The organism is Anabaena sp. FACHB-83 (genome assembly GCF_014697485.1).
Classification (GTDB): Bacteria; Cyanobacteriota; Cyanobacteriia; order Cyanobacteriales; family Nostocaceae; genus Nostoc_B.
On the sequence record NZ_JACJRY010000032.1, the window covers coordinates 18,982 to 41,783 of the forward strand.

The window sequence follows — 22,802 nt, forward strand, 5'->3', positions numbered from 1 at the left end:
TACTGAGCGACTTGCCTTGAGCGAAGTCGAAAGAAGCCGAAGTATTGGTCAAATATTTCTCGTACCTTTTCTCTCTAAACTTCTTCTTCGCGCTCTTCGCGCCCTTTGCGGTTCGTTTAACAGAGAATTATGAACTCTTGACTACTTCTGTTCAGCCACAACCTTACTCGCAATAAAACCAACCAATCTATCCAATATCAACCCCACCAAACCAACATAAATCAACGCCAAAATAATCTCACTCAAATTAGTTTCTGTAGTCGTGTTGTAAGCATCCCAAATAAACGAGCCAATACCCACACCACCTACCAACATTTCCGCCGCCACAATTGCTAACCAAGATAACCCAATCCCAATCCGTAACCCTGTAAAAATATAAGGCACAGTCGCCGGAAATACAATTTTAAAGAAATACTTTGGCCCTTTGAGTTTTAAAACTCTAGCTACATTCACATAGTCTTGGGGAATTTGCTGTACACCCACTGTAGTGTTAATAATAATCGGCCAAATTGACGTAATAAAAATCACGAAAATTGCTGAAGGATTAGCTTGTTGAAATGCTGCTAAAGAAATTGGTAGCCATGCCAGTGGCGGGACAGTTCTTAACACTTGAAATATGGGATCTACAGCGTTATATATAAATTGATTAGCACCAATTAAAATCCCTAATGTAATACCGACAATTGTTGCCAAAGAAAAACCTAAAGCAACCCTGCCTAAACTACTAAGTAGCTGCCAGCCTAAACCCTTATCGCTTTCACCATTATCAAAAAATGGGTGAATAATAAACGGGTCAAAAGTTTCGGTAAATGTTTCTATTGGCCCTGGCAATTTAAAATTAGGATTTAAACAAAGTAGTTGCCAAATAACTAGAAAAATTCCTAGTGCTACTAATGGTGGTATAACTTTCTGAAAAATAAATTTATTAATAGCCTTTTGCGGCTTTTTTCTAAATGTGCGATTTCCAACAACAGCTGCCATTATCTTATTTATCCTCTAGAAAATCAATTCTTGTTTTTTATTTTTGACTTTTTACTTTCTGCACTAGACTTTCTTAATTTTCAAAGCTTGCAAATATTCTTCTGGTTTTTCTGGGTCGAATTTCACTCCATCAAAGAAAGTTTCTACACCACGAGAACTACTAGTAGGAATTTGAGAATCAGGTACACCAATAGCCTTAGCAGCTTTCTTCCAGAGGTCTTCTTTATTTACTTGATCAACGATTTCTTTAACTTTGGTATCTTTTGGCAAATAACCCCAGCGAATATCTTCAGTTAAAAACCAAATATCGTGACTCTTATAAGGATAAGAAGCATTATCAGCCCAGAATTTCATCCGATAGGGAAATTCTTTTTCTGTACGTCCATCGCCAAAGTCAATATTACCTTTAGCCCTCTCGATAATATCTGCGGCTGCAACATTAAAGTATTTGCGGTCAGCACAGATTTTGCACATTTCTTCTTTGTTTTCTGCCTTATCGCACCATTGTTGCGCTTCTAGAATTGCCATCAATATTGCTTGGGCAGCGTTGGGATTTTTATCAACCCAATCTTGGCGCATAGCAAAGGCTTTTTCTGGATGGTCTTTCCATAATTCACCTGTAACTAAGGCGGAATAACCTAATTTTTGACTGACCAATTGAGCATTCCAAGGTTCACCAACACAAAAAGCATCAATTGTATTCACTTTCATATTGGCAACCATTTGTGGTGGTGGTACAGGTTCTAAAACCATATCTTGGTCTGGATTAATCCCGCCAGCAGCTAACCAATAACGCATCCATAAATCGTGAGTACCACCGGGAAAAGTAATTCCAGCTTTTAAGGATTTTTTATCAGCTTTGGCTTTAGTTGCGGCTTCTTTGAGTGCTTTACTTTCCAGGTTGACTTTGAGTTCTTTGAATTTATTAGCGACGGAGATAGCCTGACCATTTGTATTCAAACGCGCCAAGAGATACATCGGCACTTTATCGTTAATGGTCATCAGATATGGCATAGGGCTGAGGATATGTGCGCCATCAATACCACCGCCAGCCGAACCAATTTTTAAGTTATCGCGGGTGACAGGCCAAGATTTTTGCTTGATAACTTCGACATCTGTCATCCCATATTTCGCAAATAAACCTTTTTCTTTAGCAATAATGAGCGGTGCAGAATCAGTAAGGGCAATAAATCCGAGTTTGGCTTTGGTTGTCTCAACTTTGGGCGCATTTGCAGAGGTGACGTTAGCGACTGGTGCGGCGGATGGGTTGTTACCACCATTGGAGGCTGTATTGCTGGAACAACCATGAGCAACAATAGAAGCGGCGGCGGCTGCACCAGTAGTAAAAATAAATTTTCTGCGGGAAAGATTGGTCATTAATTTGTCCTTTGTCATTTGTAGGAGTTACGAACCGCCAAGGCGCAGAGTTCGCAGAGGAATGAGAGTTTGAGAGAGGTTTTGCATAAACATAAGTAGAAGTCTAAAATTTCAGACTTCAGACTTCAGACTTCAGACTTCAGACTTCACACTTCAACCAAGGCTTCTTGTTTGAGTTTTGCGCCGAAGTGCTTGATGAGTAGGTCTTGTAAGACTGGTTGCAAGTCTTCGCAGGGTACACCTTTGATGGCACAGGTTCCTAAATGCGCGTCTTTGCCGACTTTGCCACCCATATAGATGTCTACGCCTTCTACGGCTTTGCCATTTTTGCGGGCTTTTGTACCCATTAAGCCGATGTCTGCAACTTGTGGCTGTCCGCAGGAGTTGGGACAACCCGTCCAGTGAATGCGGACTGGTTGGGTGAAGGTTAAGTCTGCTTCTAAGGCTTGAATGGTGGCTAGGGCGCGGTTTTTGGTTTCGATGAGGGCGAAGTTACAAAATTGTGCGCCTGTGCAGGAAACAAGCGATCGCTCTAATGCCCCCGGATTGATGGAAAATCTTGTTAAGAGGGGTTCTGCTAAAAATGTTGCCAGACTACCATCAGAAACATTCGGAATGATGATGTTTTGTTCAACTGTTAGTCGAATTTCACCATTACCATACACTTCTGCAAGTCGCGCAATTTCATACATATCTTCGGCATACAACCGCCCAACGGGAACATGAAAGCCTACATAGTTAAATCCTGGTTGTTTTTGTTGGTATACGCCAATATGGTCGCGTTTTTCCCAATCAATTTCGTCTTTGGGCGCAGCAGGTAACAATGATTTACCTAAACGCTGTTCGACTTCGGCGCGAAACTTATCTATACCCCATTCATCAATTAACCACATTAAGCGTGATTTCAGGCGGTTAGCCCGTGAGCCATTATCCCGAAATACTTCTAAAACTGCTCTACATACCGCCACCACATCTTCTGGCGCAACCCAAGCATTCAGAGGAATTGCCGCATCACAGCGTTTTGCGGAGAAAAAGCCACCAACCAAGATGTTAAACCCGAATTGGAGTGCTGAGTGAAAGGCGGGAACGAAAGCTAAATCGTTGATTTCGGCGTGAACTGAATTGTCTCTTCCACCTGTGATGGCGATATTAAATTTGCGGGGGAGGTTGGTAAACTCTGGGTTGCCTTGTCCTTTGTTGGTGAGCATATCTTGAATTTGCTGCACCAAATCTCGCGTATCAAACAATTCATCTGCATCGAGTCCCGCGACGGGATCGCCTGTGATGTTGCGAACGTTGTCCATCCCAGACTGCACACTGGTTAAACCGACGGCGTGAAATTTATTGAAGATATCGGGTAAATCTTCAATTCTGATTCCCCGCAATTGAATATTCTGCCGAGTGGTAATGTCAGCACTACCATCATCACCGTAACGCTGCAATACTTCCGCCAAAACTCGCATTTGGTCACTGGTAAGAATACCATTCGGCATCCGCATCCGCATCATAAATTTGCCTGGGGTAACTGGGCGGAAAAATACGCCTACCCATTTGAGTCGATGATCTCGGTCGGTTTCGTCCATTGCTTCCCATCCGAGGGTGGCAAATTTGGCGATTTCGGCTTTAACTGCGAGTCCGTCTTTTTCTGCTTTGAATTTCTCGAATTTATTGACGCTGGTTTTGGTAGTGGTTCCTGTATCTGTCATGAGTTAACTCTCATTATTACTAATCCAGTGAGAACTTCAGGTTTCTTGAGCCAATATCAATCAACCCGTAGTTTGGATGTTGTTTCTACGAGTTTGGAGGCTTTAAATTGAATATTTATTTATTGCTAATTTTTAAGTTTTAAGTGCGTTCTGAAATAATTTATCTACTGATGAATTGACTCAGAATTTGAGATTGATTTCAAGTTTAAACTGAACGCGACTTCGTAAGCTTTGGGAGACAATTTCTCATCTTTTACATAGGGAAGATTTAGCGAGTAAACAGGGCAATTGTTTATGTAACAATTTCGACACTTTTAAGGTTAAAGTCAGATTTCTGCTAAAATCGTATAATTAGCTACAAAATATTAGTAAAATTTCTAATTTTGCATCATAAAAATGCGTTTTCTGCATTACACTGAGCAGATGAGTGATCTAAAAGCGTCGCTAACTCACACCAGTATGATGTTGATGCTCAAGTCTGGAGAAACTGCTAACCGTAGAGCAAGCGATCGCTGTTAATCTAATTACAAATAATTTCCACAACTATGAAACGTCGTGATTTTATCAATTGGGTTGGTTTAGGTTTAATAGCAAGTAACCTACCAGTGGCTATTGCGGCCTGTACTTCCCAGACAAATACACCAACATCTGAAGCTGCTGGAAGTTGGCAAAAAGTCGGCACTACTAAAGACCTAGACCAAAAAGGTCAACTGTTGGTCAAAAATTCCCCTGTTGGAAATGTTCTGGTAGTGGGTACATCTCAAGCTGGTAATCTGGTTGCTGTTGACCCTACCTGTACTCATAAAGGCTGCACCGTAGACTGGAAAGCCGATGCAAAAAAATTCGCCTGTCCCTGTCACCGTGCAGAATATGGCACTGATGGTCAAGTACAAAAAGGCCCGGCCGAAAAACCATTAAAAACCTACACCGCCAAAATTGAGGGCGATTCAGTTTTGGTGAAGAGTTAATAGGCAACAGGTGACAGAATTACAAAGTCTTTTGTTGTCTTGCTGATGTCCCGACTACTTTGCCAATTGCTATATTTACGCCGTGTACAACTTTCTCTCAAACCTAACCCCCAACCCCTTCCCTTGTAGGGAAGGGGAGTAAGATTTAAAGCTTCTCCCCGAAACGGGGAGAGGTTTGGAGAGGGGTCATAAAAATAAATTGCATATCGGTATCTTATCCCTTATCTTCCTTATCCCCCTTGTCTCCCACTCCCTAGCTTATGCAAGGCAATACCAACCAGCTTTTAATACAGGCACAGTCAGCATATAATACTGGTGATTGGTCAGTGCTGATTCAATACCTGCAACAGTTGATTGTGGTGGAAAATGAGCAATATTCAGAAGATTTACTGAAATTAGCACTGCCTGTTTTAGAAATGGGCGATTTTCAGCAGCGTTGGGAAATTACCAAGGTTTTACTTCGCTTGGGAAATATTGCCATTCCACCACTGATTGAGATTTTAGAAGACGAAGAAGCAGAGGAAGAATTGCATTGGTATGCGGCGCGAACTTTAGGCGAGTTTCAACATCCAGAGGCGATCGCACCTTTGGTAGAATTGCTCAAAACTAGTAATGATGAAGAATTAAAAGCGATCGCAGCTACATCACTAGGACAAATGGGGAGTTTAGCAATTACCCAACTCTCCCAACTGTTAAAGCAAGATGATACCAGACTTTTGGCGGTGCGATCGCTGGCTTATATTCGCACTCCAGAAACCATTGCACCCTTATTGACTGTAGTACAAGATACTGAAGTTGCAGTCCGCGCCACCGCCCTAGAAGCCCTCAGCAGCTTTCATGATGAACGTGTACCGCCTGTACTCATCACAGCTTTAGATGATGTGGTGGCGACAATTAGACGCATCGCCGTACTCGGTTTAAGTTTCCGCCCCGATTTAACTGGAGAATTAGATTTAGTCGCCAAACTCCAACCCAAGCTTTATGACTTCAATATAGATGTTTGTAATGCTACAGCAATCGCCCTTTCTCGGCTTGGTGGTGATGAGGCTACCCAACATTTATTTTCCGTGCTGATGTCACCCCACACACCCATAACCTTACAACTCGAAATTATTCGCGCTTTAGTTTGGGTAGGGACAATTTCGGGTTTGGAATATTTACAGCAGGCGTTAAACCAAACTAAATCAGAAATATTGTGTCAAGAAATTGTCACAGTTTTAGGACGAGTTGAAAAACCACAGTTAACTGCAAAAGCCACAGAAATTTTATTAGAATTATTAAACTCACATAATTCAGCGAAAGAAATTGCCTATATCAAAAGTGCGATCGCATTATCTTTAGGACAGTTAGGCAATCAGCAAGCTATCCCCTCATTAACTACTTTATTACAAGACTCGAATGAACAGGTAAAATTACACGCGATCGCTGCACTGAAAAAACTCTCACCAGAAATTCTCCCCATCCAGTATTGATTACAATTAAAGTAATCATACTTTTATATAGTTTTTATGAGTATCTCAACTGCTAAACGCTTCACAATATTTGAATATCACCGTTTAACTGAACTCGGCTTTTTTGCAGAAAATGACCGCGTTGAGTTAATCAAAGGAGAAATTATTGAAATGGCTGCGAAAGGTACACCACACTCTGTTTGTGGAACTCTTTTATTCAGGGAGTTGATTAAACTTATAGATGAAAATGCTTTGATAAGAGGTCAGCAGCCTATCATCATAAGTGATTACAGTGAACCTGAACCAGATTTAGTAATTGTTCGTAATGTAGATGATGATTATCTTTCTGCTCATCCTATCCCATCTGATATTTTACTGCTGATTGAGGTGTCTGATTCCTCTTTAAAATACGACCAAGAAACAAAATTATCTATCTATGCTGAAGCGGGTATTCCCGATTATTGGATATTTAATTTAGTAGATAATTTTTTGGAGTGTTACAGCGAACCTTATCAAAGCTCACACAGACAATTTGGTTATCGTCGCAAACTCATATTTCTACCAAATGAATCAGTCAATCTACCATACTTTAATGATTTAGTTTTAGATTTATCTAAAGTCTTCCCAGGTGTGTAATTTATTTGAAATTTCAATAAATTATGAGTGCTGATCCAGTTTGGTGCTTGTTTAGAATAGAGCCTTCAGATGTACTCAATGTATCTCAAGCTTTTAATCAAGCTGTGGAGCGATCGCAAATTGCATATCACCTACAAGACTATCTTAAAATCAGAACGGAAATTCTGAATCAGCTACCTTTCCGAACATTAAATGAATCTAATATTTATTTTCCTGATTGTCTGATTCAAAGACAAAAAAATTCTGATGTGTTTGACTGGGAAGATTTACATCAAACATACCATATTTTTTTCCCAAAAGCATTTGTAGAAATTTTTGATACTCTATTTTTAGGTAATACTCCAATTATTTCCCAAAGAATGAGCCAAGTCCAACTAGAATTAATCATAACTAATCGTGTATGTGCCACAGAAATGTTATGGGGTGGTTTAGGTTGGCAACGTGCAAATAAACTTCCTGGTTACTTAGGAAATATGTTTGTAACACCAGAAAATATAGCAAATGTTTTAGCAATCATAGAAGAAGTTTTTGCAGAAATAAGTACTGATGAATTTATTCAAGGAGCAAAGTCAATCGGATTTAGAGGAAACTGTAATGAAGATGATGCAGAAACCCTTCAATCAATCATTCTGTCCTGTTTTCATACTGTTTTACAGGAAGGAAATGGGCTTCTAGCCTTGAGCCATCCACACATCGGTATGATGCCATTTCCAGAAAATTATTAATTGACCTGTTATATTAATGAGATTATACTCACTCAATAACTCCCCGCGCCTCTGGTTACTGAGCGACTAGTACCGAGCGTTCGCGCAGCATATCCGTCAGGAGAAGTCGAGGTAAGTCGAAGTATGCGTCTCTGCGTGAAACAATCTTCTCCTCATAAAATCAAACTTTGCATCGCCTGTTGTAAATCATTTGTAAAATCACTAACCGCTTGCTTTGCACCTGCACGACTTTCTTTATATGCAGAATAATGCTCAGATATAGATAACGGTTGACCGATATTAATCTTAACTTTTTGCTTACCCAACTGTGGACGCTGAAAATATTTATCACCTTGAATTTTGGCAATCATCTGCGATAAAATTAAAGTCGTTTCCGCAAATCTTTCAACTGATGGTTTCTCTTTAATATAATTACCAGAAACCGCCACAAAACTTTCTACTAAGCGCATGTGCCACATTCTCGCAGTTGCTTCTTCCGCAATGCGATCGCCTAAAGCTATCTCCACAGAAGATAATGCGTTGATATCCTTAAAATCTTCCCTAAATATATAATTCCAACCAGCTTGTTCTACTTTCCGACAACGGTCTGTTAAAGTGCCTTTGGCTGGTAAATTAAAATACTGTTCAGAGATTTGCAAGGCAGCATTTAATAATGCTTGTAATCGAAATGCTAAAGCTTCATTTCTATCTTTAATTTCCGCGACAGCTTGAGCATCTGCTAACTTTTGATGATAAAACCGCGTGTAAAATTGCTCCATCAAAGATAATAAATGTTCGGCTAAAGCTAATAATCGCGGATACAGTAACTCCATCGAAGCAATATTATCGGTTTTTCCCGCATTCACAGGCAAACCACTCGCCGCTTCTAAATCACTCAATAATTGCGCGATCGCACTCCAAGGCGCAGCAGTATAACTATATTTAAGTCCAACTGGTACAATTAAAACCTGTTCCGAGCGTCCGGCTTTTTGTAAGTCTTCCGCACACCAAAAGCCTAACTGAGCAATACCGGGTTCTAATGGACTCACAATTTCTGATAGTCCATTTGTTGCACCTTCTGGCGCAGCAGCCATCGGGAATTTACCATTGGCGAACAAATCACGCGCCGAACGTAACCCTGTCCAGTCAGCCTTACCCCGTTGAATAGGCGTTCCACCCAACCGTGAAGCCATCCAGCCGACATAGTTACCCGCCCAGAGAGGAATGCCGCGATCGTAGATAAAATGAGCATGAATGGTCGATTGTAATGCTATACCCTGTTGTCGTGCTATCCTCGGCACAAGTTGAGACAGCAAGTAAACCAAACAAAAGGGATCATCTGTTTTAGGATGACGAAACGCCAACAAAAAGCGCACCTTACCTTCTTGAAACTGACGATAAAGATCCGCCAAAATTTCTACGTTGTCAGCTTCTATCTGGGAAATAGACGTTTGCCATTGTATCCAACTAGGTAGAACCGTGTGAACAACTCGCAAAAATAAAGGATTAAACGCTGGCGGAATAAATTCTAAAGGTGGCTGCGCTTGATAAATTACGTCTGACAAGGTAAGTTTCTCCTGAAGTATTGAGTGAGTAGGGAGTGGTGGTTCGGCTACTTCGACTGCGCTCAGTACAAGTTCGCTCACCAACCGGGAGTCGGGAGTAGGGAAAAATAACAAAGGACAAATGACCAATGACTATTGACCATTGACTAACCACTTTATACTTCATACTTGAGAAGATTTGGAATTTGGAAAGGGATTAAACGATGCGACTGTCACAAATGTTATTCGTTACACTCCGGGATGATCCTGCTGATGCGGAAATTCCCAGCCATAAGTTATTACTCCGTGCAGGGTATATTCGTCGCATCGGTAGCGGTATTTATGCTTATCTCCCGTTTATGTGGCGGGTGTTGCAAAAGGTTTCTCAAATTGTGCGCGAAGAAATGAACGCCACAGGCGCACAAGAATGTTTGTTACCCCAATTACAGCCTGCTGATTTGTGGAAGGAATCAGGACGTTGGGATACTTACACCAAAGCTGAGGGAATTATGTTTTCCCTAATCGATCGCCGTGAGCAACAATTAGGATTAGGGCCGACTCATGAAGAAGTGATCACAGCGATCGCTCGTGATATGATTCGCTCTTATCGTCAGTTACCGCTACATCTCTACCAACTGCAAACCAAGTTCCGTGACGAAATTCGCCCCCGCTTTGGTTTAATGCGCGGACGAGAATTCATCATGAAAGATGGCTACTCCTTCCACGTCGATGAAGAAAGTTTGAAAAAAACTTACCAAGATATGTACCAAGCCTACAGCAATATGCTGCGGCGTGCTGGTTTAGCTTTCCGTCCTGTAGAGGCTGACTCTGGTGCAATTGGTGGTTCCGGTTCTACCGAATTCATGGTGTTGGCGGAAGCTGGCGAAGACGAAGTTCTCTACACCGAAGATGGTAAATACGCCGCCAACGTCGAAAAAGCCGTGTCTTTACCTGCGGATGCGGAAACTTCACCGTTTACTAGTTATGAAAAACGGGAAACACCAGGAACTGATACGATTGAAAAACTCTGTAAATTCTTCAAATGTTCTCCGACTCAAGTTGTAAAAAACGTTTTGTATCAAACAGTCTACGATAATGGCGTGACTGTGTTGGTATTGGTAAGTATTCGTGGAGATCAGGAAGTCAACGAAGTTAAATTACAGAATGAATTGACGCGGTTAGCAACTAACTACGGTGCGAAAGCAATTATCGCCTTAAATGTACCCAGTGCAGAAACCCAACAAACCTGGGCGGCGAAATCTCTACCTTTAGGTTACATTGCACCAGATATTAGTGATGAATATATTGCAGGTAATAAACAAGTCCATGCCAAATTTGTGCGGTTGGTGGATAAAACAGCCGTTGATTTGAAAAACTTTGTGACTGGTGCAAATGAAACTGGTTATCACGTCGTTGGGGCAAATTGGAATGAGCAATTTAAGCTACCAGAAAGTATAGTAGATTTGCGTAAAGCTAGACCAGGCGATCGCGCCATTCACAACCCCGAACAAACTCTAAACAGTGCTAGGGGAATTGAAGTTGGTCATATCTTCCAATTAGGCACAAAATATTCCCAAACCTTGGGTGCAACTTATACCAATGAACAAGGTGAAGAAAAACCCTTGGTGATGGGATGCTATGGTGTGGGTGTTTCCCGCTTGGCACAGTCAGCAGTTGAGCAATCTTACGATAAAGATGGCATTATTTGGCCTGTAGCGATCGCACCTTATCACGCGATCGTCACAATTCCTAACATTAATGATGCCCAACAAGTGCAAATAGCCGAAAAACTTTACACTGAGCTCAATCAAGCCGGAATTGAAACATTATTAGATGACCGTGATGAACGCGCCGGAGTTAAATTTAAAGACGCTGATTTAATCGGTATACCTTATAGAATTGTTACCGGACGTGCAATTGCTAACGGCAAAGTTGAAGTAGTAGAAAGAGCCACTCGTCAATCTCAAGAAATTGCCATTGATGAAGTTATTACTACACTAAAACAATGGGTTACAGCAGCAATAGAAGGTAAAAATTAACCCAACGAATTTAGCGCCAAGCTCCTGCGAGTTATTTGCAGTGAAATGTAATAACTTGCGATTAGCGGGTTTCGATACTTCGACAAGCTCAGTGCATCGCTTCGTGGGAGTTGAGCGAAGTCGAAACTCAACCCTCTTGTAGTCAGCTTAATGAGCATTGAGCGACTCGCCCTGAGCGTAGTCGTTCGCGTTAGCGTCTCCGAAGGAGAAGGGAGTCGAAATGCGTCTTCTAATTATGTACTTATAACTTTTGACAATACAGGTTATAGATAAAAATTCTGTTCCCTGTTCCCTAATTCTTAATAATTTCCTAAATCTTACGAAATAATGAGATTTATAGAATTTGGTAGATGACGGATTTAAAGTACAAATTCTAGAATTAGATCAGGACTATTTAGATTTAGCGATCGCCTGATTTTAGCGTATCGAGCTATTCACGAAATCTCTGGAAACTCTCAACTTATAAGTATCGTCCATAACCAGGCTGCTCTTCACACCAAAATTATTTCAGCCCTTAGTCAGTCAGGAAGGTTTTTAATATGAATGATGAACAAAAATCTAATCGCATATCTTCGGGCGTAGTTGCAGCCGTTTCCGCAGCCGTAATTGCTGTTAGTGGTGGTGTAGCTTGGTTAACTACCCAGACCCAAAAAGCACCTGTCACAACTAACCCCGCCAACCCCAACCAAAGTCTTCAACAACAGCCCACACAGCCCTCAACCACCCAGCAAGACGAAAAAACTGCTCAAGTTTATTGGCTAAAACCCAAAGACAAAAATATTGCTTTAGTGCCTAAATCAGTAGAAGTAGCCGCAACTCAGCCTAACCAAGCCTTAGAAAGAGCTTTTCAGGCTTTATTAGAAGGGCCAAGTGACGCGACAGACTCAACCACCATTCCCAAAGGTACTAAGCTACTAAGCCTAAAAGTCGAAGGTGAGGAAGTCCACGTCAATTTATCTGATAGCTTTACCAGTGGTGGCGGTAGTACCTCAATGGTGGCGCGTGTCGGCCAAGTTGTGTACACAGCCTCCAGCCTGAACCCCAAAGCCAAAGTTTACATTGATGTCAACGGTAAACCTTTAGATGTGTTAGGTGGCGAAGGCGTAGAGTTGGAACAACCCCTCACCCGTGAAAGCTTTGACAAGAATTATCCACTTTAGTCATTGGTCATTGGTCATTAGTAAACACAAATGACAAATGACACCTGACCTAAAGTTTTGTATTCAGAACGCGAAAGTTACGAGCTTGCTGTTCTAACCTTGTAGCGATGCGATCGCACACCTGATTACACAACTCAAAAATCATTTCGTCTTCCACCCGATAGTAAGCGCAAGTGCCTTCACTGCGACGGCTGAGGATTCCGGCTTGCCACATTACTTTCAGGTGTTTGGAGACATTCGCCTGGGAAGTTTGTGTTGCCTCTACCAATTCTTGTACACATTTTTCTTCATCCCGTAGTAAGTGCAGTAGCCGTAGACGCATCGGCTCACTTAACAGGCTGAAATATTCGGCTACTTGTTGCACCACTTCCGGCGGTACAGGCAACGCTTGTTTCATCAGGAATGATCCGTAAAAACAGACAAGGTTAACAATCACTCATTTCATATATACATTAATACTTAATCAGGGTTAATTCGCATCAAAGGTTGACCATATTCTACAGGTTCTCCATTTTGAACCAGAATTTCCATAACTTGCCCTGATATTTCGGCTTCGATTTCGTTCATCAGCTTCATAGCTTCAATGATACACACACTTTGACCCTGACGGACGCGATCGCCTACTTCCACAAATGGTGCTTCCCCTGGTGCAGGGGCGCGATAAAAAGTCCCTACCATTGGCGAAGCAACTTCTACTAATCTTTGATCTATCGCTGAAGGTGCATTTCCTGTCACCTGTACACCTGCACCAGCAGTATCTAAAATTCTCTCTGGAGATAGCGTTGGTGCTACTCCTCCGGCTGCAATCGTTGTTACTGTCGCCACACCACCAATACCAGCTTGCGGTACAGCGTGATTGTTTATGCTGCCAGCTTTACGTACCGATAGCTCAAAGTCATCACTTTTGAGAGTTACTTCTGCAATATCTGTTTGTGCAATAGTTACCAGCAGTTGACGGATTTCATTAAAGTCCAATGGCACAGCTTTTATTACCTCAACCTGTCCGTAAAATGATTATTTTATGTGATACCAATTGAATAAATGATTGAGACTGATGGATAGATACAACTAAAACACAGACAGTTATTTCCAACCCAAAAATCTAAAATCGCAAATCCAATATGGTATTAGGGCAGGGATTTAAACCCTATATAGGGATTTAAATCACAATTAACTCTAAAATTTAAGAGAAAATTTATTCCCTGCCTAAATATTTATCTTCACGAGTATCAATCCGAATCCGTTCTCCTTGAGAAATAAACAAGGGAACCATTACAGTTGCACCAGTTTCTACTTTGGCTGGTTTAGTACCACCTGTGGCCGTATCACCCTTGACACCAGGATCAGTTTCGATAACTTCTAGCACCACAGAGTTAGGTAATTCCACTTCTAGAACTACATCGTCCCAACGAATCACGTTCACTTCCATACCTTCCTTGAGGTATTTGACGCGATCGCCAATTTGTGCGGCACTGAGTCGTCCTTCGTCATAACTTTCCATATCCATAAAGACGAACTCATCGCCCTCTTTATAGGTATGCTGCATTGTGCTTTTTTCCAAAGTTGCTTGCGGCACAGTTTCCCCAGCCCGGAAAGTTCTTTCAAGAACTTTGCCACTTTGAACGTTTTTCAGCGTGGTGCGGACAAACGCCGAACCTTTACCGGGTTTAACGTGGAGAAAATCAACCACCCGCCATACAGACCCGTCTAATACAATTGATACACCGGGTCGAAAGTCGTTACTAGAGATCATGAAGCTTTCAAATGTTGGAAGACAATCGGCATTTATTGTACCCTTCTAGCGGAGTAATTGGTTAATTAGTCAAGAGTCAATTGTCCTTCGTCCTTGGTCATTGGTCATTTGTGATTCTCCTCTGCACCCCAACTCTCCACTCCCAACTCCCAACTCACTCAGCACTCCTAACTATGGGAAGATTATTGATGGGTTCCGCCCAGTCAACAATATTCATGCTGCATTTGAGCCATACTCATGTTTAAGTTAATAAAATCCTGGCTAAAGTCCAGCCTAGTAACAATACTGTTGGTAGTTATATTTTTAGGCATCAATACAGCTGGCTGGACTCCCTCCAGTAATGCCGCCTTGCCCTCTGGCAATGCAATTACCGACGGCAAAGCTTTGTTGCGTTATGCACTCCCAATCAAAAATGAACCAGTCAGGCAACTGCAAGCCAGTCTAGAAGACATATCAACTCAGTTGCGAGCTAATCGACGCTGGGGTGCTGTCTCCAAAGACCTGAGTAAAGCATCTCGCGTGCTTGATAAGCCTTCACAAATCTTAGCAAGCGTCCCCGAAGAACGCCAACCCCAAGCCACAGCATGGCTTGAAGAATTAAAATCTGGCGTAATTAAACTGCAAGAATTGACACAATCCAAAGATAAAGAAAAAATTCTGCAAGGGCGAAACAAATTGCTGAGTTTAGTTTCTTTGCTAGAAGAGTCAATGGTGCAGCAATTTCCCTTTGAAGTCCCAGAAGAATACAGTAATTTAGCCCAACTCAAAGGACGTGCGACCATTGCAATTAAAACCAATAAAGGCGATTTAACCGTTGTTGTAGATGGTTATAGCGCACCTGTGACGGCTGGTAACTTTGTAGATTTAGTCCAAAGGGGTTTTTATAACGGGTTAGAATTTACTCGCTCTGAAGAATCCTACGTCTTGCAAACAGGCGACCCCCCAGGTAAAGAACAAGGTTTTATTGACCCCAAAACAGGCAAATATCGGGCAATTCCTTTAGAAATTCTAGTCGAAGGAGATAAAGCACCAACTTATGGCATTACCTTAGAAGATGCTGGTCGTTATTTGGATATGCCAGTTTTACCGTTCTCTTCCTTTGGTGCATTAGCAATGGCACGTCCCGAAAGCGAAGTAAATGGTGGTTCTTCGCAAGTGTTCTTTTTCTTGTTTGAACCAGAACTCACCCCCGCCGGACGTAACTTGCTGGATGGTCGTTACTCAGTATTTGGTTATCTCACAGAAGGCAGAGATGTTTTAGATAAACTCAAAGCTGGTGACAAAATCGAATCTGCAACAGTAACTCAAGGCATAGAGAATCTAGTCCAACCCCAAGCAGCCTAAATCAAGTAGGAAGTATGAAGTGTTAAATTTCATACTTCCTACTTCACACATTTCCCGCCGCGAATATTTGATGAGGAGCGATCGCTAATTCGGGAAACGTCTGCGATACAATTTTCTGGTCAGCCGTAAACACTGTCTCTTCGTAAAATCCTTCTTCCAGCAGCAATACAGTAACTTTTAATTCTAACGGGTCTACAATCCAATATTCCGGCACACCAACCGCCGCATACTCAGACCGCTTATGGCGATAGTCCCGCTTGATAGAATCTGGACTGACTACTTCTACAACCAGTAATGGTGTTGTCTCAAACACAGCTGAAGCCTTTAGTAAATCTCTGGCTTGCTCCTGTGTTACCACACACAAATCAGTTAACCTAGACTTATTTCTTCCTGTTCTCGTCCCAGTTTCCCGAAAAGTTAGCCAAGGTAAACTTAAACGTGCGATTTCTAGTTTTAATACGGTAGCTAAAAATTCGACAATTAAAAAATGTTCAATTGTAGGAGGGTTCATTAATTCCAGCCTGCCATCCACTAACTCGTAGTGAAAACCACTGCCATCATCATAGGTTAAATACTCTTCAAATGTGAGCTTTATTACTGGTGTAGCGACCATCCCCACAGTCTCCTAAACTATACCATTATCGTAACTTGAGGGAGTAGAAAGTAGGGGAGGTAAAGGTGCAAGGGTGTAGGTAAGACAAGGAGAAGGGACAAAACAAAGGACAATTGACTATGGAATAATGACAAATGACCAATGACCAAAGTTAAAGACATTGGCGAACAAGGACTATTAGCAAAATTACAAAGCTTCTGCCCCCCAGAAATTATCGGAGACGATGCAGCAGTTCTAGAAACACCGCCAGGAACATCACTAGTAGTAACTACCGATGTTTTAGTTGATGGCGTACACTTCAGTGATGCTACTACTTCCCCAGAGGATGCTGGTTGGCGAGCCGCAGCCGCGAATTTATCAGATTTAGCTGCAATGGGGGCTACTCCTTTAGGTATTACTGTTGGTTTGGGGCTACCTGGTGATTTACAGGTAAGTTGGGTAGAGCGACTGTACCAAGGAATGACAGAATGCTTGCAAAAATACCATACCCCAATTGTCGGTGGTGATGTAGTGCGATCGCCAACTGCAACCATCTCCATTACCGCCTTTGGTCAAGTTGATCCCCAGCGAATTATCCGCCGTTCTGCTGCTAAAGTGGGAATGGCGATCGTGGTTACAGGTGTTCATGGAGCCTCCCACGCGGGCTTACAACTGCTCTTGCGTCCCCAATTAGGGCAGAACCTCTCTCCAGTAGAAAAGACCACCCTTATCAAAGCTCACCAACGCCCTCAACCCCGTTTAGATGTCTTACCCATACTCTGGGAAATTTTCACTTCACCACTCCCCGTAGCCGGAATGGATAGTAGTGATGGTTTAGCAGATGCAGTTTTACAAATTTGTCGCGCCAGTAATGTAGGTGCAGTTATCGACCGCCAAAAAATCCCTTTTCCAGCTATCTTTACCAATTGGCTCAAACCAGAACAAGCAATAGAATACGCCCTCTACGGTGGTGAAGACTTTGAATTAGTACTTTGCTTACCACCCACACAAGCAAATGCCCTAGTACAGCAACTCAACCAAGACGCAGCAATTATCGGTACTATTACATCTGGTTCACAAGTGTTATTACGTGACCAACATCAACAAATCCCTGACCAAGTTCTTAGTCTTAGTCAGGGATTTCAACATTTTGGTCAATAGTGAGTTTGTCCTTAGTCCTTTGTCATGAGTTCCAAGACCAATGACAAATGACAAATGACCATTGACAAATTATTGCCACTTCTGGGCTACTAGTTCAGCCAAATCTAGAACACGTTGGCTATAACCCCACTCATTGTCATACCAAGCCATAACTTTTACTAAGTCACTGCCCATTACTAAAGTCAAGCTGGCATCAACAATAGAAGAAGCATCAGTACCTTGGTAGTCTGAGGATACCAACTGAAGCTCACTGTAGTCTAGAATACCTTTGAGTGAACCTTCTGAGGCATCCTTGAGGGCTTGGTTGACTTCTTCCGTAATAGTACGCTTCTCAACCTGAACAACGAAATCTACCATTGAGACGTTCGGGGTTGGTACACGTAAGGCAACACCATTCAGCTTACCTTTGAGTTCTGGAATTACTAGCGCCACTGCTTTTGCTGCACCTGTAGAGGTGGGAACAATGTTGATGGCTGCTGCTCTTGCCCGACGTACATCGCGGTGAGAAGCATCTAGCAAACGCTGGTCTCCGGTGTAGCTGTGGGTGGTGGTCATTGTGCCTTTAATGATACCGAATTTATCATTCAGCACCTTGGCAATAGGAGCCAAACAGTTGGTAGTGCAGCTGGCATTACTAATAATGTGGTGTACATTGTGATCGTAATCGTGATGATTCACGCCGATAACGAAAGTACCATCTTCATTTTTCCCAGGAGCAGTAATCAGAACCTTTTTGGCTCCAGCATTTACGTGCTTTAAAGCTCCCTCTTTGCTAGTAAATACCCCAGTTGCTTCAATAATCAGGTCAATTCCCCATTCTCTCCAGGGCAAGTTTTCTGGATTGCGATCAGATACGCATTTAATGGTTTTACCGTTAACGATGATAGAGTTATCATCGGCGGTAATGTCAACATCCTTTAACTTCCCAAGCATTGAGTCATACTTCAGGAGGTGAGCATTTGTTCTAGGATCTGATGTGTCATTGACAGCTACAAGGTCGATATTGCTATTTTGCCGACCTAGCCAACAACGTGCAAAGTTACGCCCGATGCGCCCGAAACCGTTGATTGCGACTCTAATCACAGTGTCTTGCCCTCTGTATTTATGCCTATAAGTTGATATCTTTGAACCCAATCATATCGCAAAGGGGGGGAGTATTAATAACTATAAAGTGTTAGATCCAAAAAAAAATATATATTTTATTCAGATTTTTCTGAATAGAGGTTATTGGTCGTGATGTAGAATCTAACCGGCTCTGGAACTAAATACTTAATAGATTGATTTTGGCAAGAAAGTTTGCGAATAAGACTTGACGAAACTCCCACTAAGGGTATATTCAAGAATTGCCAGTGAATGGTAAGTGACTGCTGTTGTAGTTGTTGCTCAACTTGCTGGCAGATAATGTTGCTTTTAGCTTGATCACCATCTAATTGTCGGGGCGCAATCAACCAGTCACACATTTGTACTAACTCTTGTCTACGGTACCACCGAGGTAAGGTTTGGAAAGTATCCAAACCCAAAATCCAGTACCAATGAGTATTTGAATAAACAGCCGATAGGTCAATCAACGTGTTGATAGCGTAAGAGGTTCCAGAGCGATTTGACTCCACCAAGGAGACAGTAAAAGCTGGGTTGTCTCTTGTAGTTATTTCCAGCATCTTTGCTCGATGCTCAAATCGTGCTGCTTTTTTGTGTGGAGGATTGAACGATGGTACCCAAATTATTTGATCTAGGGGTGCTTGAGACAAAGCCATTTCGGCGATGAGTAAGTGTCCCCAATGAATTGGATCAAATGTGCCACCGAAAATTGCCAGATGTTGCATCTGCTCTTACCCAGGCTTTCTACATTTGAAACACAATTTCACTGTCAATGTATTATTGTACTCAATTCATGCCTTAGCTTGATGAAATTTAAAACTCATTTGGCTAGGAATGTATTATCGTAGCCCTTACTAGTCAGGAATCTAAAAAGTATGTATTTCTCCTTACAAGAATTTCTTTCCCGATGCAGTGGAAATTTTCAGAATAATCTTAAAAACAGTTCAGAAATAGCAAAAACCTCCTACAAAGGTAAAATCATTCTCGATCCACATAACGAAAGCGGAAAAGCTCTCCGACAGCCAGCATAAAAAAGGTGTAGAAAAATTTACGGTAAAAAACAAATTCCTGTTATGATACGCGTGTCATTTGTGAATATGGTGTGGTGTAAGAGGAGTAATCAATGAATAATGCTGTGGATTTCGGCGGTAGACCATTCCATTTTATTGGAATTGGTGGCATAGGAATGTCGGCTCTAGCTTATGTACTGGCAAAGCGTCAATTGCCAGTATCAGGTTCAGATGTTCGGCCAAATCATATTACGCACAAGTTAGAATCTATCGGTACACATATTTTTGGCAAGCAAGAAGCAAGTAATCTTGAATTCTTTCGCCCCAAGGTGATGACGAATGCAGCAGCATTAAGTTCACAGGAATTATCAGCTGCTATTGAGTCCTCACTACCTCAAGTAATTTGTTCCACTGCAATTAACACTAACAATTTAGAATATAAAGCTGCTTTAGAATTAGGCTGTCCGATATTACATCGTTCAGATGTACTTGCTGCTTTGATTGCTGATTATAAGAGTATTGCTGTCGCAGGTACGCATGGCAAAACTACAACCAGTAGCATGATTGGTTACATGCTCTTACAAGCTGGTTTAGATCCCACCATTTTGGTAGGCGGTGAAGTCAATGCTTGGGAAGGCAATGCTCGCTTAGGAGAAAGCCAATATCTAGTAGCAGAAGCAGATGAATCTGATGGTTCTTTGGTGAAACACGCGCCGGAGATTGGCATTATCACTAATATTGAACTAGACCACCCTGACCACTACGACACATTAGATGAGGTGGTTGATACTTTCCAAAAATTTGCCCAAGGTTGCAAGACCTTAATCGGCAGTATTGATTGTGAAACAGTACGCGATCGCCTAAAACCGACAATCAGCTACAGTCTACATCAAGATACAAATGCTGACTATAGCGTGACCAATATTGACTATCGTCACGATGGCACCACAGCTTTAGTTTGGGAACGTGGTAAAGCTTTAGGTGTATTAAAATTACGCTTACTCGGTCGGCATAACCTGAGCAATGCTTTAGCCGCAGTGGCTGTTGGTCGCATTTTAAATTTAGAATTCGGTGAAATTGCCAAAGCTATTGCCACTTTTGAAGGTGCAAGACGACGCTTTGAGTTTCGTGGAGAAGTTGATGGTATTACATTTATTGATGATTATGCCCATCACCCCAGCGAACTGCGGGCTACCCTTGCGGCGGCGCGTCTCCAGGCTAGACCAGGACAAAGAGTGGTGGCGATCTTCCAACCCCACCGTTACAGTCGCACACTGACATTTTTAGAAGAATTTTCTCAGTCCTTTGCTCATGCTGATTTGGTTGTCTTGACTGATATTTACAGTGCAGGGGAACCCAACTTAGGGCAAATCAGTGGGGAACAGTTAGCAGCAGAAGTTGGTAAGTTTCATCCCCAGGTAGTGTATCAACCAACTTTACCCCTAGTGCGCGAGTTTTTACTCAAAACGCTACGCCCCGGCGACTTAGCTTTGTTCCTTGGTGCAGGAAATCTCAATCAAGTCATACCAGAATTAATTACTACACTTTGTGAGGCTGCTACAGCCACCTCTTAAGACCGTTGAGTAACGGCACCATTAATTCATATCCCTTGCTGTATTTTTGCGGCAGAAAAATGTAAAAATTTCACAAAATTGATGTCAAAATGAAAATCTCCCAGGCAGCTGGAAACATCTGCACAGTTTCTGCTACACCTACACAGAAACAGGAAACAGATAAATCATCAGATAACAAAATAATTTATTTACCAGGTACAGATTGCATGATCAGGTCTCAGGCTGCGTTGTCTGCGTTTACTTCTTACAGAGTTGGCGGAGCAGCAGAATGGTACGTTGCGCCTCGGAACTTAGAAGCACTGCAAGCCAGCTTGAATTATGCAAAAGAACATAACTTAACTGTAACAACATTAGGTGCAGGTTCTAACCTGCTAGTAAGCGATCGCGGTTTACCTGGACTAGTGGTTGCCACACGCCACCTACGCCACACCCACTTTGACCCAGAAACAGGTTTATTAACAGTTGCTGCGGGAGAACCGATTCCCAGCCTAGCATGGGAAGCAGCACAACTAGGATGGCAAGGTTTAGAGTGGGCTGTTGGTATTCCTGGTACTGTGGGTGGTGCTGTCGTGATGAATGCTGGCGCACATAATAGCTGCATCGCAGATATCTTGGTTAGTGCCGAAGTTCTATCTCCTGATGGCACACTCGAAACTTTCAGTCCTGAACAAATGGGTTACAGCTATCGAACTTCATTACTCCAAGGTAGCGAGTCTCCTTCTCCTGGCGGAGACGCTGCGCGAACGGAGAGGCGTTGCCAACGCATCGTCACCCAAGCAACCTTCCAACTGCAACCAGGAGCCGACCCCGCCACAGTTTTAGCTGTGACTAAACAACACAAACAACATCGACTCTCCACCCAACCTTATAACTTCCCCAGTTGCGGTAGCGTCTTCCGTAACCCCAAACCCTATGCAGCAGGTTGGTTAATTGAACAAACCGGACTCAAAGGCTATCAAATCGGTGGCGCACAGGTAGCTCAACTCCATGCCAATTTTATTGTGAATCGCGGTGGAGCTAAAGCCAGTGATATTTTCTGCCTGATTCGTCACATCCAAGAACAAGTGCAAGAACGCTGGTCGATTTTGTTAGAGCCAGAAGTCAAAATGATGGGTGAGTTTCAAGCAGCTTGTGGCTAAGGAGAGGCTAGGGGTTAGAGGTTAGAGGCTAGTGAGGAATTTGATTCATAGCCAGCGATATTTAATCTTCTCTTTCCTAGCCCTTATTCCCTATTCCCTATTCCCCACCATTAATTATTAGTAATAAAAGTGGCAAATTACCACCCGCATCTATAATTGAATGTGATTTGTTATTGAAAGCACACGCGGACAATCAATTATGACAGGTAAAGGACAAGGATTCGGCTTTGGCTTAGGCAAAATGAAAGAACTTGCCGAAGCCTTCAAAAAAGCGCAGCAAGTTCAAGAAGGTGCAAAGCGACTCCAAGAAGAATTGGAGCAAATGGAAATTCAAGGAGAAGCTGGTGGTGGTTTGGTCAAGGTCATTGTCAGTGGCAACCAAGAACCCAAACGAGTAGAAATTTCTCCTGATGCCTTAGCACAAGGTGCAGAATTACTTTCCGACCTTGTAACAGCAGCGATGAAAGATGCTTACACCAAATCCACAGCCACAATGCGGGAACGGATGGAAGAATTGACCAGTGGACTGGAATTGCCTGGATTTTAGTCATGAGTCATTAGTCAT

At 42.4% G+C, this 22,802-nt stretch carries 21 protein-coding genes; 11 read left to right on the plus strand and 10 right to left on the minus strand.

What is annotated here, in order from left to right; genetic code table 11:
* Positions 1 to 141: 141 nt before the first annotated feature.
* The 3 genes from ntrB to H6G79_RS26420 form a co-directional block, all read right to left on the minus strand.
* On the minus strand, positions 142 to 981 hold the full coding sequence (gene ntrB, locus H6G79_RS26410) for a nitrate ABC transporter permease (protein ID WP_190593009.1): 840 nt from the start codon (positions 979 to 981) through the stop codon (positions 142 to 144).
* Between the two features lie 63 nt (positions 982 to 1,044).
* Positions 1,045 to 2,358 carry a CmpA/NrtA family ABC transporter substrate-binding protein gene (locus H6G79_RS26415; protein WP_190593046.1) on the minus strand — a complete coding sequence of 438 codons (1,314 nt, stop codon included), beginning with the start codon at positions 2,356 to 2,358 and terminating at the stop codon, positions 1,045 to 1,047.
* Positions 2,359 to 2,504: 146 nt separating this feature from the next.
* Positions 2,505 to 4,064, minus strand: coding sequence for a ferredoxin--nitrite reductase (locus tag H6G79_RS26420; protein WP_190593010.1), 1,560 nt, complete (start codon positions 4,062 to 4,064; stop codon positions 2,505 to 2,507).
* 545 nt (positions 4,065 to 4,609) lie between these two features.
* Between H6G79_RS26420 and H6G79_RS26425 the strand changes: the two genes are divergently transcribed.
* The 4 genes from H6G79_RS26425 (at position 4,610) to H6G79_RS26440 (ending at position 7,844) form a co-directional block, all read left to right on the plus strand.
* Complete coding sequence (locus H6G79_RS26425; protein WP_190593011.1) at positions 4,610 to 5,032, plus strand: ubiquinol-cytochrome c reductase iron-sulfur subunit; 423 nt, start codon at positions 4,610 to 4,612, stop codon at positions 5,030 to 5,032.
* Positions 5,033 to 5,292: 260 nt separating this feature from the next.
* Complete coding sequence (locus H6G79_RS26430) at positions 5,293 to 6,504, plus strand: HEAT repeat domain-containing protein (protein WP_190593012.1); 1,212 nt, start codon at positions 5,293 to 5,295, stop codon at positions 6,502 to 6,504.
* Between the two features lie 36 nt (positions 6,505 to 6,540).
* Positions 6,541 to 7,119 carry a Uma2 family endonuclease gene (locus H6G79_RS26435; protein ID WP_190593013.1) on the plus strand — a complete coding sequence of 193 codons (579 nt, stop codon included), beginning with the start codon at positions 6,541 to 6,543 and terminating at the stop codon, positions 7,117 to 7,119.
* Between the two features lie 23 nt (positions 7,120 to 7,142).
* Positions 7,143 to 7,844, plus strand: a complete 702-nt coding sequence (locus H6G79_RS26440) for a hypothetical protein (protein WP_190593014.1) — start codon at positions 7,143 to 7,145, stop codon at positions 7,842 to 7,844.
* Positions 7,845 to 7,996: 152 nt separating this feature from the next.
* Here the strand turns inward: H6G79_RS26440 and H6G79_RS26445 are convergent, their stop codons facing one another.
* A complete protein-coding gene (locus H6G79_RS26445; RefSeq protein WP_190593047.1) occupies positions 7,997 to 9,388 on the minus strand; it encodes a 1-acyl-sn-glycerol-3-phosphate acyltransferase in 1,392 nt (463 codons plus the stop codon).
* Positions 9,389 to 9,591: 203 nt separating this feature from the next.
* On the opposite strand from H6G79_RS26445, the gene H6G79_RS26450 reads away from it, so the two are divergent.
* Entirely contained in the window at positions 9,592 to 11,406 is a 1,815-nt protein-coding gene (locus H6G79_RS26450; protein ID WP_190593015.1) for a proline--tRNA ligase, read from the plus strand.
* Positions 11,407 to 11,945: 539 nt separating this feature from the next.
* A complete protein-coding gene (locus tag H6G79_RS26455; RefSeq protein WP_190593016.1) occupies positions 11,946 to 12,566 on the plus strand; it encodes a GerMN domain-containing protein in 621 nt (206 codons plus the stop codon).
* A 49-nt stretch (positions 12,567 to 12,615) separates the two neighbouring features.
* Here the strand turns inward: H6G79_RS26455 and H6G79_RS26460 are convergent, their stop codons facing one another.
* The 3 genes from H6G79_RS26460 to efp form a co-directional block, all read right to left on the minus strand.
* Positions 12,616 to 12,963, minus strand: coding sequence for a helix-turn-helix transcriptional regulator (locus tag H6G79_RS26460; protein WP_062289993.1), 348 nt, complete (start codon positions 12,961 to 12,963; stop codon positions 12,616 to 12,618).
* A gap of 62 nt (positions 12,964 to 13,025) precedes the next feature.
* Positions 13,026 to 13,547 carry an acetyl-CoA carboxylase biotin carboxyl carrier protein gene (accB, locus tag H6G79_RS26465; protein WP_190593017.1) on the minus strand — a complete coding sequence of 174 codons (522 nt, stop codon included), beginning with the start codon at positions 13,545 to 13,547 and terminating at the stop codon, positions 13,026 to 13,028.
* 214 nt (positions 13,548 to 13,761) lie between these two features.
* A complete protein-coding gene (gene efp / locus H6G79_RS26470) occupies positions 13,762 to 14,319 on the minus strand; it encodes an elongation factor P (RefSeq protein WP_190593018.1) in 558 nt (185 codons plus the stop codon).
* Between the two features lie 237 nt (positions 14,320 to 14,556).
* Between efp and H6G79_RS26475 the strand changes: the two genes are divergently transcribed.
* The gene (locus H6G79_RS26475) at positions 14,557 to 15,663 is read left to right on the plus strand and encodes a peptidylprolyl isomerase (protein WP_190593019.1); all 1,107 of its coding nucleotides are present in this window, start codon (positions 14,557 to 14,559) and stop codon (positions 15,661 to 15,663) included.
* 43 nt (positions 15,664 to 15,706) lie between these two features.
* On the opposite strand, the gene H6G79_RS26480 is transcribed toward H6G79_RS26475, so the two are convergent.
* Positions 15,707 to 16,276 carry a Uma2 family endonuclease gene (locus H6G79_RS26480; protein ID WP_190593020.1) on the minus strand — a complete coding sequence of 190 codons (570 nt, stop codon included), beginning with the start codon at positions 16,274 to 16,276 and terminating at the stop codon, positions 15,707 to 15,709.
* A 141-nt stretch (positions 16,277 to 16,417) separates the two neighbouring features.
* On the opposite strand from H6G79_RS26480, the gene thiL reads away from it, so the two are divergent.
* Positions 16,418 to 17,416, plus strand: coding sequence for a thiamine-phosphate kinase (thiL, locus tag H6G79_RS26485; RefSeq protein WP_190593021.1), 999 nt, complete (start codon positions 16,418 to 16,420; stop codon positions 17,414 to 17,416).
* A gap of 69 nt (positions 17,417 to 17,485) precedes the next feature.
* Here the strand turns inward: thiL and H6G79_RS26490 are convergent, their stop codons facing one another.
* Together H6G79_RS26490 and nadD are read right to left on the minus strand one after the other, a co-directional pair.
* Entirely contained in the window at positions 17,486 to 18,499 is a 1,014-nt protein-coding gene (locus tag H6G79_RS26490) for a type I glyceraldehyde-3-phosphate dehydrogenase (protein ID WP_190593022.1), read from the minus strand.
* 116 nt (positions 18,500 to 18,615) lie between these two features.
* On the minus strand, positions 18,616 to 19,239 hold the full coding sequence (nadD, locus tag H6G79_RS26495; protein ID WP_190593023.1) for a nicotinate (nicotinamide) nucleotide adenylyltransferase: 624 nt from the start codon (positions 19,237 to 19,239) through the stop codon (positions 18,616 to 18,618).
* Between the two features lie 398 nt (positions 19,240 to 19,637).
* Between nadD and murC the strand changes: the two genes are divergently transcribed.
* The 3 genes from murC to H6G79_RS26510 all read left to right on the plus strand — a co-directional run bounded on the left by murC (position 19,638) and on the right by H6G79_RS26510 (position 22,784).
* Positions 19,638 to 21,098, plus strand: coding sequence for a UDP-N-acetylmuramate--L-alanine ligase (gene murC / locus H6G79_RS26500; protein ID WP_190593024.1), 1,461 nt, complete (start codon positions 19,638 to 19,640; stop codon positions 21,096 to 21,098).
* Between the two features lie 89 nt (positions 21,099 to 21,187).
* Positions 21,188 to 22,237, plus strand: a complete 1,050-nt coding sequence (murB, locus tag H6G79_RS26505) for a UDP-N-acetylmuramate dehydrogenase (protein ID WP_190593025.1) — start codon at positions 21,188 to 21,190, stop codon at positions 22,235 to 22,237.
* Between the two features lie 199 nt (positions 22,238 to 22,436).
* Entirely contained in the window at positions 22,437 to 22,784 is a 348-nt protein-coding gene (locus tag H6G79_RS26510; RefSeq protein ID WP_190593026.1) for a YbaB/EbfC family nucleoid-associated protein, read from the plus strand.
* Positions 22,785 to 22,802 lie beyond the last annotated feature (18 nt).

Coding starts and splice junctions, on each gene's coding strand:
- ntrB (WP_190593009.1), bottom strand. CDS start 981: ATGGCAGCTGTTGTTGGAAATCGCACATTTAGAAAAAAGCCGCAAAAG.
- H6G79_RS26415 (WP_190593046.1), bottom strand. CDS start 2,358: ATGACCAATCTTTCCCGCAGAAAATTTATTTTTACTACTGGTGCAGCC.
- H6G79_RS26420 (WP_190593010.1), bottom strand. CDS start 4,064: ATGACAGATACAGGAACCACTACCAAAACCAGCGTCAATAAATTCGAG.
- H6G79_RS26425 (WP_190593011.1), top strand. CDS start 4,610: ATGAAACGTCGTGATTTTATCAATTGGGTTGGTTTAGGTTTAATAGCA.
- H6G79_RS26430 (WP_190593012.1), top strand. CDS start 5,293: ATGCAAGGCAATACCAACCAGCTTTTAATACAGGCACAGTCAGCATAT.
- H6G79_RS26435 (WP_190593013.1), top strand. CDS start 6,541: ATGAGTATCTCAACTGCTAAACGCTTCACAATATTTGAATATCACCGT.
- H6G79_RS26440 (WP_190593014.1), top strand. CDS start 7,143: ATGAGTGCTGATCCAGTTTGGTGCTTGTTTAGAATAGAGCCTTCAGAT.
- H6G79_RS26450 (WP_190593015.1), top strand. CDS start 9,592: ATGCGACTGTCACAAATGTTATTCGTTACACTCCGGGATGATCCTGCT.
- H6G79_RS26455 (WP_190593016.1), top strand. CDS start 11,946: ATGAATGATGAACAAAAATCTAATCGCATATCTTCGGGCGTAGTTGCA.
- H6G79_RS26460 (WP_062289993.1), bottom strand. CDS start 12,963: ATGAAACAAGCGTTGCCTGTACCGCCGGAAGTGGTGCAACAAGTAGCC.
- efp (WP_190593018.1), bottom strand. CDS start 14,319: ATGATCTCTAGTAACGACTTTCGACCCGGTGTATCAATTGTATTAGAC.
- H6G79_RS26475 (WP_190593019.1), top strand. CDS start 14,557: ATGTTTAAGTTAATAAAATCCTGGCTAAAGTCCAGCCTAGTAACAATA.
- H6G79_RS26480 (WP_190593020.1), bottom strand. CDS start 16,276: ATGGTCGCTACACCAGTAATAAAGCTCACATTTGAAGAGTATTTAACC.
- thiL (WP_190593021.1), top strand. CDS start 16,418: ATGACCAAAGTTAAAGACATTGGCGAACAAGGACTATTAGCAAAATTA.
- nadD (WP_190593023.1), bottom strand. CDS start 19,239: ATGCAACATCTGGCAATTTTCGGTGGCACATTTGATCCAATTCATTGG.
- murC (WP_190593024.1), top strand. CDS start 19,638: ATGAATAATGCTGTGGATTTCGGCGGTAGACCATTCCATTTTATTGGA.
- murB (WP_190593025.1), top strand. CDS start 21,188: ATGAAAATCTCCCAGGCAGCTGGAAACATCTGCACAGTTTCTGCTACA.
- H6G79_RS26510 (WP_190593026.1), top strand. CDS start 22,437: ATGACAGGTAAAGGACAAGGATTCGGCTTTGGCTTAGGCAAAATGAAA.